This is a genomic window from Streptomyces sp. MAR4 CNX-425, assembly GCF_048656465.1.
Lineage (GTDB): Bacteria > Actinomycetota > Actinomycetes > Streptomycetales > Streptomycetaceae > Streptomyces.
Genome location: NZ_JBMDLF010000003.1, coordinates 334443 through 348407 on the forward strand (window position 1 = coordinate 334443; position 13965 = coordinate 348407).

Annotated in this window: 11 protein-coding genes; 5 read left to right on the top strand and 6 right to left on the bottom strand. The window is 74.6% G+C overall.

Annotated features, from left to right (window positions below; genetic code table 11):
* The first annotated feature begins 24 nt into the window (after positions 1-24).
* The 3 genes from ACHZ99_RS11175 to ACHZ99_RS11185 all read left to right on the top strand — a co-directional run bounded on the left by ACHZ99_RS11175 (position 25) and on the right by ACHZ99_RS11185 (position 4725).
* Positions 25-483 (top strand): Lrp/AsnC family transcriptional regulator, encoded by a 459-nt coding sequence (locus ACHZ99_RS11175; RefSeq protein WP_420304310.1) that lies wholly within the window; start codon positions 25-27, stop codon positions 481-483.
* A gap of 229 nt (positions 484-712) precedes the next feature.
* Positions 713-1954: a glycoside hydrolase family 71/99-like protein gene (locus ACHZ99_RS11180; RefSeq protein WP_420304684.1), complete on the top strand. Its 1242-nt coding sequence runs from the start codon at positions 713-715 to the stop codon at positions 1952-1954.
* Between the two features lie 212 nt (positions 1955-2166).
* Entirely contained in the window at positions 2167-4725 is a 2559-nt protein-coding gene (locus ACHZ99_RS11185) for an ROK family protein (protein ID WP_420304311.1), read from the top strand.
* A 14-nt stretch (positions 4726-4739) separates the two neighbouring features.
* Here ACHZ99_RS11185 and ACHZ99_RS11190 read toward each other — a convergent pair whose 3' ends face one another.
* The 3 genes from ACHZ99_RS11190 to ACHZ99_RS11200 form a co-directional block, all read right to left on the bottom strand.
* A complete protein-coding gene (locus tag ACHZ99_RS11190; RefSeq protein ID WP_420304312.1) occupies positions 4740-5747 on the bottom strand; it encodes an oxidoreductase in 1008 nt (335 codons plus the stop codon).
* 80 nt (positions 5748-5827) lie between these two features.
* On the bottom strand, positions 5828-6667 hold the full coding sequence (locus ACHZ99_RS11195) for an endo alpha-1,4 polygalactosaminidase (protein WP_420304313.1): 840 nt from the start codon (positions 6665-6667) through the stop codon (positions 5828-5830).
* 7 nt (positions 6668-6674) lie between these two features.
* On the bottom strand, positions 6675-7571 hold the full coding sequence (locus ACHZ99_RS11200; RefSeq protein ID WP_420304314.1) for a class I SAM-dependent methyltransferase: 897 nt from the start codon (positions 7569-7571) through the stop codon (positions 6675-6677).
* A 200-nt stretch (positions 7572-7771) separates the two neighbouring features.
* On the opposite strand from ACHZ99_RS11200, the gene ACHZ99_RS11205 reads away from it, so the two are divergent.
* The gene (locus ACHZ99_RS11205) at positions 7772-8818 is read left to right on the top strand and encodes a LacI family DNA-binding transcriptional regulator (protein WP_420304315.1); all 1047 of its coding nucleotides are present in this window, start codon (positions 7772-7774) and stop codon (positions 8816-8818) included.
* 46 nt (positions 8819-8864) lie between these two features.
* Here ACHZ99_RS11205 and ACHZ99_RS11210 read toward each other — a convergent pair whose 3' ends face one another.
* The 3 genes from ACHZ99_RS11210 to ACHZ99_RS11220 form a co-directional block, all read right to left on the bottom strand.
* Positions 8865-9605, bottom strand: coding sequence for a hypothetical protein (locus tag ACHZ99_RS11210; RefSeq protein WP_420304316.1), 741 nt, complete (start codon positions 9603-9605; stop codon positions 8865-8867).
* 54 nt (positions 9606-9659) lie between these two features.
* A complete protein-coding gene (locus tag ACHZ99_RS11215) occupies positions 9660-10046 on the bottom strand; it encodes a peptidase inhibitor family I36 protein (RefSeq protein WP_420304317.1) in 387 nt (128 codons plus the stop codon).
* 118 nt (positions 10047-10164) lie between these two features.
* Positions 10165-11079 carry an aromatic prenyltransferase gene (locus ACHZ99_RS11220; RefSeq protein WP_420304318.1) on the bottom strand — a complete coding sequence of 305 codons (915 nt, stop codon included), beginning with the start codon at positions 11077-11079 and terminating at the stop codon, positions 10165-10167.
* A gap of 840 nt (positions 11080-11919) precedes the next feature.
* Here ACHZ99_RS11220 and ACHZ99_RS11225 point away from each other — a divergent pair.
* A complete protein-coding gene (locus ACHZ99_RS11225; RefSeq protein WP_420304319.1) occupies positions 11920-13965 on the top strand; it encodes a 4-hydroxy-3-methylbut-2-enyl diphosphate reductase in 2046 nt (681 codons plus the stop codon).

The window sequence follows — 13965 nt, forward strand, 5'->3', positions numbered from 1 at the left end:
CGATTATGGCGCTAGAGTGACCTGATGAGCAATGAAGTCAAAGTCGATGAGATCGATCGTGAAATTCTGCGTCAGTTGCAGCGGAACGGCCGGATGTCGAACGTCGAGCTGGCGCGCCGGGTCGGCCTGACGCCGCCGCCGTGCCTGCGGCGGGTGAAGCGGCTGGAGGACGCCGGGGTCATCACCGGCTACCGGGCGCGGGTGGACGAGGAGCTGGCCGGGCGCGGCCTCGAGGTGATCGTGTCCATCGAGGTGTCGGTGAGCGACCTGGAGACGCTCTCCGGCCTGGAGTCGGCGATCGGGGCGTACGACGAGGTGGTGGAGTTCCGGCGGGTGTTCGGCACCCCGGACTACTTCCTGCGGGTGCTGGTCGCGGACTACGCGGCGTACGAGCGGTTCCAGACCGACAAGATCATCGGCATCCCCGGGGTCGCCCGGGTCATCTCGCAGCCCACCATGAAGAAGATCAAGGTCGTCGACTGACGCCGGCGGGCGAATTTCGGCGGGCCCCTTTTCGTCAAATAAATGGCCTGACAAAAACCGGAGTTAGGAAATCGAATTCCCTCACCCGGATCCATTGCCAGGCGCCCGCGGCCCGGCTACGTTACGGCTCGCGTCCCTTGGCGCGGCGCCTTTCGCCGCCGCCGGGAATACCCCCACCGCAGGACCGAGCGTAAGGAAATCCTCCGTGACGATCTCAAGGCGCAAGCTCATGGTCTCCGGCGCCGCCGCCTCCGCCGCGGCCGCCGCCGGCGGCGTGTTCTCCACCCGGCTCGCCGGCGCCGCCGAGGAGCCCGCGCAGGCGGCCGCCGGCCCCGTCGGCGACGTGGTCGGCAAGGTCACCGTCGGCTACCAGGGCTGGTTCGCCTGCCCCGGCGACGGCGCGCCCATCGGCGGCTGGTGGCACTGGAGCCGCGACCGGAGCCGCCCCCCGTCCCCCGACAACACGACCATCCTGTCGTGGCCGGACATGAGCGAGTACGAGCACACGTACCCCACCGACTACCGGGACCTGAACGGCGGCGGGCCGGCCACCCTGTTCTCCTCCTGGGACGACCAGACGGTCGACACGCACTTCCGCTGGATGGCCGAGAACGGCTGCGACACCGCCGCCCTGCAACGCTTCAACCCCTTCGGCGCGGAGGGCCCGACCCGCGACGGCATGGCCGCGAAGGTGCGCGCCGCGGCCGAGAGGCACGGCCGCAAGTTCTACATCATGTACGACGTCACCTCCTGGACCGAGATGCAGTCCCAGATCAAGGAGGACTGGACGGCGAAGATGAGCGCGTACACGTCGTCCAGCGCGTACGCGATGCAGAACGGCAAACCGGTCGTGTGCATCTGGGGATTCGGCTTCAACGACGACGGCCGCCCCTTCGAGCCCGGGCCGTGCCTCGACGTCGTCAACTGGTTCAAGGACCGGGGCTGTTACGTCATCGGCGGCGTGCCGACGCACTGGCGCAACGGCGACTCCGACTCCCGACCGGGGTTCCTGGACGTCTACCACGCCTTCCACATGCTCTCGCCGTGGATGGTGGGCCGCATCTCCGACGTCGCCGGCGCCGACCACTTCTCCACCCACGTCAACGGCCCGGACAAGGCGGACTGCGACGCGCACGGCATCGACTACCAGCCCTGCGTCATCCCCGGCGACCTGCAGAGCGGACACCGCGCGCACGGCGACCTGATGTGGCGGCAGTTCTACAACCACTGCCGGCTGGAGGTCGCGGGCCTCTACATCTCGATGTTCGACGAGTACAACGAGGCCAACCAGATCGCCAAGACCGCGGCGACCGCGGCCGACGTGCCCGCCGGCTCGGGTCTCCGCGCGCTGGACGAGGACGGCACGGCGTGCTCCCCGGACTACTACCTGCGGCTGACCGCGGACGGCGGCCGGATGCTCAAGGGAGAGCTGGCCCTGACCCCCGACCGGCCCACCCCGCCGCAGGGCTGACCGCCCGCCTCCCGGCCCGCCGCACACGAGGGGGACGGCTGTCAGGCGGTTGTTTTCCACAACGGCGCCCGCCGTCCCCTCCCTCCGCCTGACAATTCACCAGCGCCCTTGGCGACCAGCAAGTGAAAGAGGTATTCGGGGCGTTGACTTGATAACACACGTGGTTTTGCATGTCCGGCACGAGCCGGAAAGGCCGGACAGGAAGGCCACGTATGAACCCCCACCAGCCGGCGACCGTGACCGGTCCCGCCGCCGCCCGGCCGCCCCGGCCCTCCCCCGAGGACGCCGGACTGCTGCGCCGCTGGGCGGCGGAGGGCGGGACACTCGAACTGCGGGCGCGGATCGTGCTGCTGGCCGGGCAGGGCATGCGGGACACCGACATCGCCCGGCGGCTCGGCGTCTCCCGGCAGACCGTGGGCACGTGGCGGCACCGGTGGGCGGACGAGGGCATCGCCGGGCTGCGCCACCGGGCCCGCCCCGGCCGCCCGGCCACCGTCGACGAGGCGGAGGTCATCTCCCGTACGCTCCTCGCCGGCGACGGCGCCGCCTCCCGGGCCGTCGGCCGCGAACTGGGCCTGTCCCACGCCACCGTCGCCGCCATCCGGCGCCGCTGGTCCGACCACCCGCCCGCGGAGCCGCCGCTGCCCGGCTCCGACATCTGGGTCGTCGGGCTCTACGCCGACGCCCACGGCGCGGTACTGCTCGCCGGGGCCCGTACCGGCGCCGCCGCACGGCCGCGGCGCCCCGCCGGCGCCGGCGGCGCGGTCGGCGCCGACGTGCTCGCCCGGCTCGACCGGGCCTGCGACGTCCTGCCGGGCGCCGTCGCGGACAGCCGCCCGCCGGCGCCGCAGCGGGCGCTGGCGGCGTTCCTGGCCGAGGCGCGGCGGCGGCATCCGCGGATCGAGCTGTACGCGCTCACCCTCTGGACCGCAGACGCCACCCCGGCCCCCGGGCCCGGTCCAGCGCCCGGCCCTGTGCCCGCACCCGGGGCTGTGCCCGCGCCCGGCCCCGCGCCTGCGCCCGGCCCTGTCCCCGCACCCGGTCCCGCACCTGCGCCCGGCCCCGCGCCCGCGCCCGGCCCCGCGCCCGCGCCCGGCCCCGCGCCCGCGCCCGGCTCCGCGCGTGCGTCCGGTCCAGCGCCCGGCCCCGCGCCCGCGCCCGGTCCCGCACCTGCGCCCGGCTCCGCGCGTGCGCCTGGTCCAGCTCCCGGTCCAGCGCCCGCGCCCGGTCCTTTGCCCGCACCCGGCCACGCGCAGCCCCACCCCGCCATCCGCCCCGAGTCCTCGCCCCCCGCCACCCTCCACCGCATCCCCGCCACCTGCACCTGGCGCAACTACCTCCGCGCCCTCGTCGCCCTCGACGCCGGCCGCCACCCGGAGTCGTCCCGGCGCGTCTACCTCGACCTCGCCGCCGCCGTCGAGGCGTACGCCCGGTGCCCGTCCGGCGAGCCGCTGCGGTGGCTCCGCGAGTCGATCGCCAGCCACGCCGCCCCACCCCGCTCCCTCCCCCGGGCCCGCCCCGGCGGCGCCGGCGGCGGCCCGGGGGGCGGCGCGAACCACATCGACCTGGGCTCGTTCAACGAGTGCGTCGTCATCGAGGCCGTACGCCTCGCCGGCACCGTCACCCGCGGCGAGATCGCCCAGCGCACCGGCCTCACCCAGCAGTCCGTCTCCCGGATCGCCCGCTCGCTGCTGGCCCGCGGCATCCTCGTCGAGGAGCACCGCCGGCAGGCGGCCTCCTCCGGCAAGCCGCGCACGCCCGTGCGGCTGCGCGGGGAGGCCGCGCACGCGGTCGGCATCCACATCGACCCGGAGGTCTGCACCGCCGTCGTCATCGACCTCGACGGCGCGATCGTCGCCGAACGCACGCGGCCCGTACCCCCGACGTCCGACCCCGACGTGCTGGTCCGGCAGGTGGTCCGGCTCGGCCGCGGCGTGCTCGCCGACGCCCGCGGCGCGGTACGGCCCGGGGGCTTCCTCGGCATCGGCGTGGCCGTCCCGGGGCCGGTGGACACCGCCTCGGGCACGGTGCTCGACCCGCCGCTGATGTCCGTGTGGACGGACCTGCCGCTGCTGTACCTCCTCGGGGACCACTTCCGGTGCCCGCTGATCATCGAGAAGGACGCGACCGCCGCGGCGGCGGGCGAGCGGTGGATCGGCCGCGACCGGCGCGCCCGCGACTTCGCGTACGTCTACCTCGGTACGGGCGTGGGCTCCGGCCTGTACCTCAACGGCGACCTGCACCGCGGCACCAGCGCGAACGCGGGCGAGTTCGGGCAGCTGTGCGCCGTCGCCCTCGGCCGCACCGGGCCCGGCGGCCGGCCGGAGGTGCTGCCCGAGTGCAACCCGCCGCTCGGCCTGGCCCGCCTCGCCGCCCGGCACGGCCACCCGCTCGACGCCGCCCTCGCCGGCACCGCCGCCGGCTACCGCGCCGTCACCGAGGCCGCCGCCGCCGGCCGCCCGGCCGCCACCGCCGCCGTACGGGACCTGGCGCGGGCCGTCGGACAGGGCACCACGAGCCTGGTGGACCTGCTCGACATCGACCTCGTCGTCCTCGGCGGCCCGTTCTTCACCGACGCGGCCGCCCCGCTGTACCTGTCCCACATCGGCGAGATGGTCAACGACTTCCCCACCGCGCGCCGGCTGCGGCACGTCGACGTGGAGCGGTCGGTGCTCGGCCCGGAGGCGGCCGCGGTGGGCGCCGCCTCGACGATCTTCCACGCCGCGTTCACCCCGCGCCTGCGCGGGGCGGGGCGGCTAGCCGCCCTGTAGCCCGGCCGCGGGCCTCATTCCGCCGCCGCCAGCGCCGCCAGCAGTTCCCGCTCCCGCTCGGGGCTCAGCCCCGCGCGCCGGGGGCGGTCGAGGCCCTGCTCCCGCTCCCACGCCAGCGTGTCCGCCAGCATCTCCGCGCGCGGCCGGTGCCGCAGGCCCGCCGCCTCCGCCGCCGCGCCGCTGCGCGCCGCGAAGCCCTCCCAGCCGGGCTCGTCCAGCCACATCGCCAGCGACTCCGGCCCCATGAACGGCTCCACGCCCTGCCCGCGCAGCCACGCCGAACCAGCCGCCGCCACCGGCCCGGTGTGCCCGCCGACCTCCCGGGACAGCCGGATCCACGCGTCCAGCGAGAGCACCGGGCCGACCGCGTTGTACGTGCCGGTGGCGCCGGACTCCGCGCTGTCGAGCAGCCAGGCGGTCAGGTCGCGTACGTCCACGACCTGCGTCGGCAGGTGCGCCCCGTGCGGGACGAGCAGGGGGCCCTCGGGGTCGCGCGCGGCGCGGGCGACCCAGTAGCCGGTGCGGCCGGAGTGGTCGCCGGGGCCGCCGATGAGGCCGGCGCGGGCGATGACGAGCCGGTCGCCGACCGCCTCCCGGGTGGCCTGCTCGCAGGCCGACTTGGCCTCGCCGTACAGCTCGCGGCCGACCTCGTCCCGCTCGGTCGGCTCCAGCAGCGGCGCGGACTCGTCGGTGCCGGGCCGGTCGTGGGCGGCGTAGACGTTGCCGGAGGAGACGTACGTCCAGTGCCGGGCCCGGTCGGCGAGGGCGGCGAGGGCGCCGCGGACGAAGCCGGGCTGCCACGAGACCTCGACGACGGCGTCCCAGGGGCGTTCCGCGGTACGGGGCGGCAGCGCGCCGTACGCACCGGGATCCCGGCGGTCCGCGGCCACCAGCTCCGCGCCGTCCGCCACGCCGCCGCTCTCGCCGCGCGCGAGGCACGTCACCCGGTGCCCCCGCGCGAGCGCCAGCCGCGCCACCTCCCGGCCCACCCAGGCCGTACCGCCCAGCACGAGAATGTCCATCCCCGCACCCAAGCACCGATCCCGCCCCGGCGCAGCACCGCTACGCCGACGGCAGAGGCCGCCCAGCGGGCGGGCATCGCTCAGCAGGTCTCGCGTACGTATCCCGCCGCGCCCTGCGGCGCCACCGCGCGGTCCCGGCGGACGACGCTCAGCCGGTCCGCCCACCGGCCGCACGCCGCCGCGAGCCCGCCGCGCGTGTACTCGACGACCAGCACCCGGTCGTCGAACGCCGCGGCGTAGGCGGCGCACTCGCCGTACTCGCCGCACTCCTCCGCGACCGCGAAGTCCATCCCCGTGCGGGCCCGGTCGGGCGCCAGCTCCACGGTGTTCTTCTGCGCCACGGCCAGGCCGCGGGCGTGGGCGCGGTCGCTGAGGAGGGCGGCGTACGCCCGGGCGTGCGCGGCGGTGAGGAGGCGGGGGAAGCGGGTGTACGTGTCCAGGTTGTCGGGCTCGACGGCCTGGTAGCCGCGCTCGGCGCAGCCGTCGATCCAGCGGCCCACCCGCGCCGCGATGCGCTCCCGCTTCGCCGCGGTGCGCAGGTCGAGCACGGCCTCGCCCCAGTCCTCGTCGTAGACGACGTTGCCGTCGGCGTCGCGCAGCAGCAGGTCGGGGTCCCACTCGTCCTCGGCGCCCGGCTGGGCCTGGAAGGCGTTGACGTAGCAGACGTTGTACGCGCCGGGGGCGGGGGCGTCGCCGCGGTCGCGGACGACGACGCGGACGCCGGGGGGCGGGTCGTAGGCGCCGCCGATCTGGTAGTCGAACCCGGCGCCCGCCGGCGGCAGCCGCGGCCCCGGGGTCCCGTCCCCGTCGCCGTCCCCGCCCCCGTCTCCGTCCCGCCACGGCGCGAGGAGCAGGACGGCGGCCACGGCGGCGGCACCGGCGAGGACCGCGAGGACCCGGCGCACTCGTACACGATTCACCGCCCCACTATCGCCTCCGCAGGAACGCGCTCGTCGAGGCCACCCCCACCAGCTCGAACGCGGTGTCCCCGGCCAGGTGGGCGTCCGCCGCCTCCTGCACCCCCGGCCAGGTGCGGTCCCCGTAGTCGTCCACGACCACCACCCCGCCCGGCGCGACGACCTCTTCGACCCACTCCAGGTCCGCGCGCACCCCCTCCGCGGAGTGGTCGCCGTCCACGATCACCGTGCCGTACGGACGGTCGGACACCGCGCGGCGGATGGCGGGGTCGCCGGAGAACCCGCGGTGCAGCCGCACCCGGTCGGCCGGCACGCCGGCCAGCTCCAGGTTCGTCCGTACGACGGCCTCGCTGACCGGCGTGCCCGAGGGGTCCGCGGTGTTGGCGGTGCCCGGCTGGAGCTGCACGTCGGCCAGCGGGTCCACGATCGTCAGCGAGGACCGCCGCCCGGCGCGCGCGAACTGGCGGGTGAGCGCGGCGGAGAACAGACCGTAGAGGGTGCCGATCTCCAGCACGTCGTCGTTCGGCGGGTCGAGGAGCGGCGGGACGGTGAGCTTGCCGAGGATGTTCGGCGTGCCGCCGGCGATGCGGCCGACGCCGCGCAGCTCCACCTCCACCAGCGTGCGGAACGCGGCGACGACGTGCGGGCGGGCGTCCCGCTCCCCCGTCGCCGCCTCGACCTGCGCGACCAGGGTGTCGACCGACCCCTTCGTCGGCATCCGCCCCTTGCGGCCGTCGTGTCCGCTGTCGAAGAGCAGCTCAAGCGTGTACCGGGCGACGCGGGCGTCCCGGAGCTCCTTCTCCAGCGCGTTCACGCGCGCGTGGAGTTCGCCGTCGGCGGTGGCGGGCCTGCGGGCCGCGCGCCCGAGGCGGCGTCCCAGGGGTTGGAGAGGGCGGGAGTTCGGCATACCCGGCACCCCATCAGACGCGCGGCGGGCGGGACAGGGGCGAGCCGGGGTCCGCAGCGGCCCGACACGAAGAGTTCATCTCCCGCTCATCGGATCCCACCGCGCGTCCCCGCCCGGCCACGCGGTGTCCGTACCCGTCCGGTACGAACCTAGAATCGGCCGCAAGGGCGGCGGGCGGACGGGGGAGCGGAGGGAGCGGCATGGCGCGGCAGCGGCCGGGGGACACCGGGGCGCCGACGATGCGTGACGTCGCCGGCCGCGCCGGGGTCAGCACCATGACGGTCTCGCGGGTGCTGAAGGACGACGCCCGCGTCAGCGACGCCACCCGGCGGCGCGTCCTGGCCGCCGTCGACGCCCTCGGCTACCGGCTCAACGCGACCGCGCGCAGCCTGCGCCTCGGCGGCAGCGGCATGATCGGGCTGATCGTCACCAACCTCGCCAACCCCTTCTACTCGCGACTCGCGCTCGGCGTGCAGGAGGTCGCCTCGCAGCACGGGCTCAGCGTGCTGCTGAGCAACACCGGCGAGCAGCTCCAGCGGGAGCGGGGGCTGGTGGAGGACCTGGCGTCGCGCCAGGTCGCGGGCATGATCGTGGTGCCGGCGGGCGGCGGCCAGAGCCACCTCACGCCCGCGGCGCTGCGCGACACGCCGGTGGTGCTGGCGTCCCGGCCGCCGGCGGGGTGGGCGGCGGACCACGTCCTCGTCGACGACTTCGGCGGCGCCCGGGACGCCACCGCCGAGCTGATCGCCCGCGGCCACCGCAGGATCGGCTTCCTCGGCAACCCGCCGGCCATCCACACCGGCGCCGAGCGCTACCGGGGCTACCGCGCGGCCCACGAGGCGGCCGGGCTGACGCCGGACGAGCGGCTGGTGCGGCGCGGGCTGACGGACGTGGCGACGGCGGAGCGGGCGGCGCGGGACCTGCTGACCCCGGACCCGCCGGACGGCGCCCCGGACCCGCCGGACGGCGCGCCCACCGCGCTCTTCTGCACCAACAACCGCCTCACCCAGGGCGCGATCCGCGCCGTCCGCGCCCTCGGCCCGCCCGTCGCGCTCGCCGGGTTCGACGACTTCGACCTCGCCGACATCCTCGGGATGCCGCTGACCATCGTGTCGTACGACGCCGACGAAATGGGCCGGCAGGCCGCCCGCCTGCTCGTCGAGCGCGTCGGCGGCGGCCCCGCCGCCGCCGGGCCGCCGCGCCTGACGGTGCTGCCCACGCACGTCATCCGCTACGGGCCGGACTGACCCGGCGCCGCCGCCGGGTCGCGGCGGCCGGGTCGCGGCGGCGCCGTCAGACCTCGACGTCGTACGAGATGCCGGGTTCCGCCTTCCCGGCGAACCGCAGCGGCACCCGCATCGCCGGGTTCAGGCTGTCGTCGACCGCCAGCAGGCTCGCCCGCAGGTCGGCCGGCGGCGACTGCGTGTAGTAGTCGAAGCCCTCGTCGAGCACCGCGCGCACCCCCGGCGCCTCGCACACGTAGGGCAGCACCCGGTCGTGGGTGGTGTGCTCGATGTGCAGCTCGACGGTCTCCGTGTCGTACGCGGCCCGCAGGAACTCCTGCACGTTGCCCTCCCGCAGGAGCATCCCCACGTCCAGGTCGACGGACAGTGCGGGCAGCAGGAGCGAGGCGCGCAGGAAGCCCTCGTGCGCGTCGAGGTACAGCTCCGCGCCGTCGGCGACGATCGCCTCGCCCAGGCCGTGCAGGTCGGCGCGCAGCTGCGGGGTGAGGCGGACGACGATCGCGGCCCGGCCGGCGAGGCCCATGAAGACCACGCCGCCGTCCTCGGCGAAGAGGCCGTGCCGCACGACCACGGCCACCGGGCCGGTGCCGGGCGCGTGGCGGGCGCGGGTGTGCGCCGCGAGCAGGTCGGTGAAGCTGGAGCCGGTGATGCGCGGCAGCCGGCGCTCGCCGAGGAGCAGCCCGGGCCGGTCGACCGGCACCTGCCGCCGGGGGTCGAGCACGTCCATCGAGACTCCGCCGCCGCCCCCGGTCGTCCCCGTACGCCTGCGGTTACGCGCCCAGAACGCCATGCGGCGACGCTAGCGCGCCCGCGCCGGGAGGGGACCCGGCGCGGGCTGACTTCCTCAGCAGGACATGCCGTTGGGCTCGTCGACCTCGACCGAGCTGAAGAAGTCCCGGAAGGACGAGAAGAAGTTGCCCTTGCCGCCGGGGCTGGTCACGGCCATGCAGCCGGAGTAGCCGGCGTCCGACCAGAGGTTGATCCAGTGGTCCGTCCGGTTCCAGTCCGACTTGGCGCGGTCGTCCATGCCGACGGCGGCCAGGTCCGGGGTGTCGTCCCGGAGCGCGACCATGTCGCCCGTGCCGTCCAGGCCGGAGAACAGGCAGTAGTGGTCGGCCGGACAGCGGTCGTAGCCGTCGGCCGCCGTCGAGGCGGACGCGCCCGGCGCGGCCAGCAGGGCGGCGGCGGCCGCGGCGGCAGTGACGAGGGCGGCGTGGAGCTTCTTGGTCATCTCTCTCCTCGGTGGGGGGGCAGAACCCGGCGGTCGCGGCATGTGGCGGCACATGCCGAACGCCCCCGCCGCCCACGGACGTTCCCGGGGCGGCGGGGGAGCAGGCGGGCGGACGGGGTCAGTCCAGGGCCTCGAAGGCCTTGACCAGCGTCCGCTGGAGGTCCGTGATCTGGTAGTACGAACCGAGCTTGTAGTACTCCTCCTTGGACGTCAGCGTGACGCCGTAGACGAGGGTGCGGTTCTCCCCCGCGTAGGCGTACGGGGCGGAGGTCGCGTACCGCGCGAGCTGCGAGACCTCCGGCTCCGACGTCGTCGGCGCCAGCGTCGGGTCGACGCTGATGACGGCGTACGTGATGCGGTCGACGACGTCGGAGTCGTAGCCCAGCGTCGGGTACACGGCGAACGAGCCGCTGGCGAAGTCCAGCGCCATGTCGGTCGGCTCCACCAGGCCCGTCTCGCGCGAGAGCGACGTGACGTGCTCCGGCTTGAGGTAGTCCATGTCCAGCTCGCTGAAGTACAGGTTGACCTGCTTCTTCGGGTAGTCCACCGAGACCATCTGGACCTTGTCCAGGCCGTAGCGGGCGAAGAGTTCGGCGTTCGCCCGCGCGCTCTCCGGCATCGACGGCACGTCGAGCAGGGCGCTGAGCGGCTGCGGCTCGTTCGTGGGGAACGAGGCGTAGGTCTTCTTGAAGCCGGTGGTGACCATGCCGTCGATGGCGTACATGCCGAGCGGGAATCCGTCGCGCAGGTCGGCGAGGAGGTTGTCGACGGGGTGGTTCGTCTTCTCGGTGAGGCCGCGCTCCAGCGCGGTCGTGAACGGGTCGCCGTGGTCCGTGGGCACCGAGATGCTGAAGTCGAGCTCCGTCGCGCGCCGGCCGCCGGCCATGGAGAAGACGACGACGGCGTCCGCGAGCGCGTCCTGATAGGCGGTCAGCACCGGCCAGATCTTGTCGCGCGCGACCGGCACGTTCAGCAGCCCGGCCGCTTCCTCCATCGCGGAATAGACACGTTCGACGTCGTTAGCCCCGGACATGGAATCCTCCGCTTGTCGATCACGAGCGAGTATGTGGGGGCCAGGTCAGAATTCGTCGGCGCCTCGAAAGGTTGCGTGGCGTGGGCGCCCCGGGAGCGTCACCGACCGTGGCCGCTACCTGCTGCTCCACTTGCCCGAGTATCGGCGGTCCGGCTTGCGCGCGACTGTACGACCGCTTGGCGCCGGCTTGGCGGCGGGCGTGAGCGGCGACGACGGCCCGCGGCACGGCTTCGGCCTGGCATTATGTACCGGCCGCCGCCCCGGGGGGAGACCCAAGTCGGCGCCAATTCAATCCTCAGTGCCGCACAAGTCCCCTGGCCGATGCTGATCGGGTGCCGGGCGCACGCCGACGCGCCGCCGGCTTGTCCACGGGTTCGTCCGAGAGCTTCGTTCCGGCAGGGGGAAGGGGCGATACGTGAGGGTTGCTGCGGCGGGCACGCCGGAAACCGCACCGGAATCCACACGGCACGTCACGCGATGCGCGATCCGCACCGCCGGGGCACGCGCATTCCCCTTCAGCCGCGCCGCGGGCTTACCCGACCGGCCGCCCCCACCCCGGCCGGAGATCCGCGCCCGCCCCCTCCTCCTCAGCCCCGGTTCGTGACCCCGCGGACCGCGCCGGGCGGCCCGCCGCCGCGACGCCGTCGTCGTCGGTGACCACCGGTCCGTACCCGAGCGTCCTCCCGCCCCCCGGGGGTGCGGGTGCGTACCCGATTCGAAGACCGTCGATGTGGATGTCGACGAGCCATGCGCAGCCCGAACGGACGGGACCGTCCCGCAACCGATCCGATCCGCGTCGGCCGCGAAGATGTTCCGTACTAAGGATATTGAGAGGCAAACATGCCAACTCCCCGAGGCAGAGTCCTCCTGGCCGCGCCCCGCGGCTTCTGCGCCGGAGTCGACAGGGCGATCGAGATCGTGGAACGCGCGCTGGAGATCCACGGCGCGCCGGTGTACGTGCGCAAGCAGATCGTGCACAACGAGCACGTGGTACGTGACCTGGAGGAGCGCGGCGCGATCTTCGTCGACTCCGAGACGGAGGTGCCCGAGGGCGCGGTGTGCATCTTCTCGGCGCACGGGGTCTCGCCCCAGGTCCGCAGCAACGCCGCCGGCCGGCAGCTGAACGTGATCGACGCGACCTGCCCGCTGGTGTCGAAGGTGCACCAGGAGGCCATCCGCTTCGCCCGGGACGAGCGGACGCTGCTGCTGATCGGGCACGCGGACCACGAGGAGATCGAGGGCACGTACGGCGAGGCGCCGGACCGTACCGTGATCGTGGAGGACGCGGACCAGGCGCGGCGCGTGGAGCTGCCGGAGGGCACGCAGGCGGCGTTCCTGACGCAGACGACGCTGTCGGTCGACGACACCTCGGAGATCGTCAATATTCTGCGGGAACGGTTCCCCGGGATCGTGGGCGCGGGCAGCGAGGACATCTGCTACGCCAGCCAGAACCGGCAGAACGCCATCAAGGCCATCGCGGTGGAGAGCGACTTCGTGCTGGTCATCGGCTCGACGAACTCCAGCAACAGCGTGCGGATGGTCGAGGTCGCCGAGGCCCTCGGGACGCCCGGCCGGCTGCTGCCGTCCGTCGAGCAGCTCGACCCGGGCTGGCTGGAGGGCGTGGAGACGGTGGGCGTCAGCTCGGGCGCGAGCGCGCCGGAGGAGCTGGTGGAGCAGGTCGTCGCACGGCTGGCGGAACTGGGCTACGGGGAGGTCGACTCGGTCGTGACCGCGGAGGAGAACGTGGTGTTCCGCCCGCCGGCGGGGCTGGAGCGCTCGAAGGGCGAGAGGTCCGGCGGGGCGTCCGGCGGAACCTCCGGCGCGACGTCCGGCGGGACGTCCGGGCGGGACCTGAGCGGGACCACGAAGGGCCTCCTCACCCGGGTCACCGCCCGGATCGAGGACCTGCTGGCGGCGGAGCGCAAGCAGTGGGGCGACGTCGACTCCCGGATGACGCAGCCGATCGACGCGATCGCGCAGCTCGTCTCCGCGGGCGGCAAGCGGCTGCGGCCGACGTTCTGCATCAGCGGCTACCTCGCCGCCGGCGGCGGCGCCGACGGCTCGGAGGCGGAGGACGCGGTCGTCTCCGCGGGCGCCGCCCTGGAGCTGCTGCACGCCTTCGCCCTGATCCACGACGACGTGATGGACAACTCCCCCACCCGCCGCGGCCGCCCCACCGCCCACATGCAGCACGCCGGCATCCACGCGGAACAGGGCTGGGCGGGCGAGTCCCGCCGGTACGGCGAGGGCGTGGCGGTCATCGCCGGCGACCTGGCGTTCGGCTACGCCCACACCGTCACCGAGGACCTGCCGGGCCCGGCGCGGAAGGTGTGGAACCACCTCGGTACGGAGATGATCGTCGGCCAGCAGCTCGACATGGCCCTGGCCGCCGAACTCGCCCCGGACCCGGACATGGCCCGCTACGTCGCGGTCTGCAAGTCCGGCCAGTACACCATCCACCGCCCCCTCGCGCTCGGCGCGACGATCGCCGGCCGCGACGACCTGCACGCGGCCTTCGAGACGTACGGCGTGGCGGCGGGCGAGGCGTTCCAGCTCCGCGACGACCTCCTCGACGCCTTCGGCGACCCGGAGGTCACGGGCAAGCCGGCGGGCCTCGACCTCAGCGAGCACAAGATGAACCTGCTGCTGGCGCTGGCCGCGACGAAGGACCCGGAGGTGGCGCGGCTGGTGGCCGACGGCCAGAACTGGGACGCCGAGCGGCTCCGCGCGGCGATGCTGGCGTCGGGCGTGCGGGAGGAAGTGGAGAAGCGGATCGACGAGCTGGTGGAGACGGCGCACAAGGCGCTGGAGAAGGCCCCGCTGGCGCCGGGCTGGCGGGAGCGGCTGGGCGAGATGGCGATGCAGGTCGCGTACCGCGACCGCTGA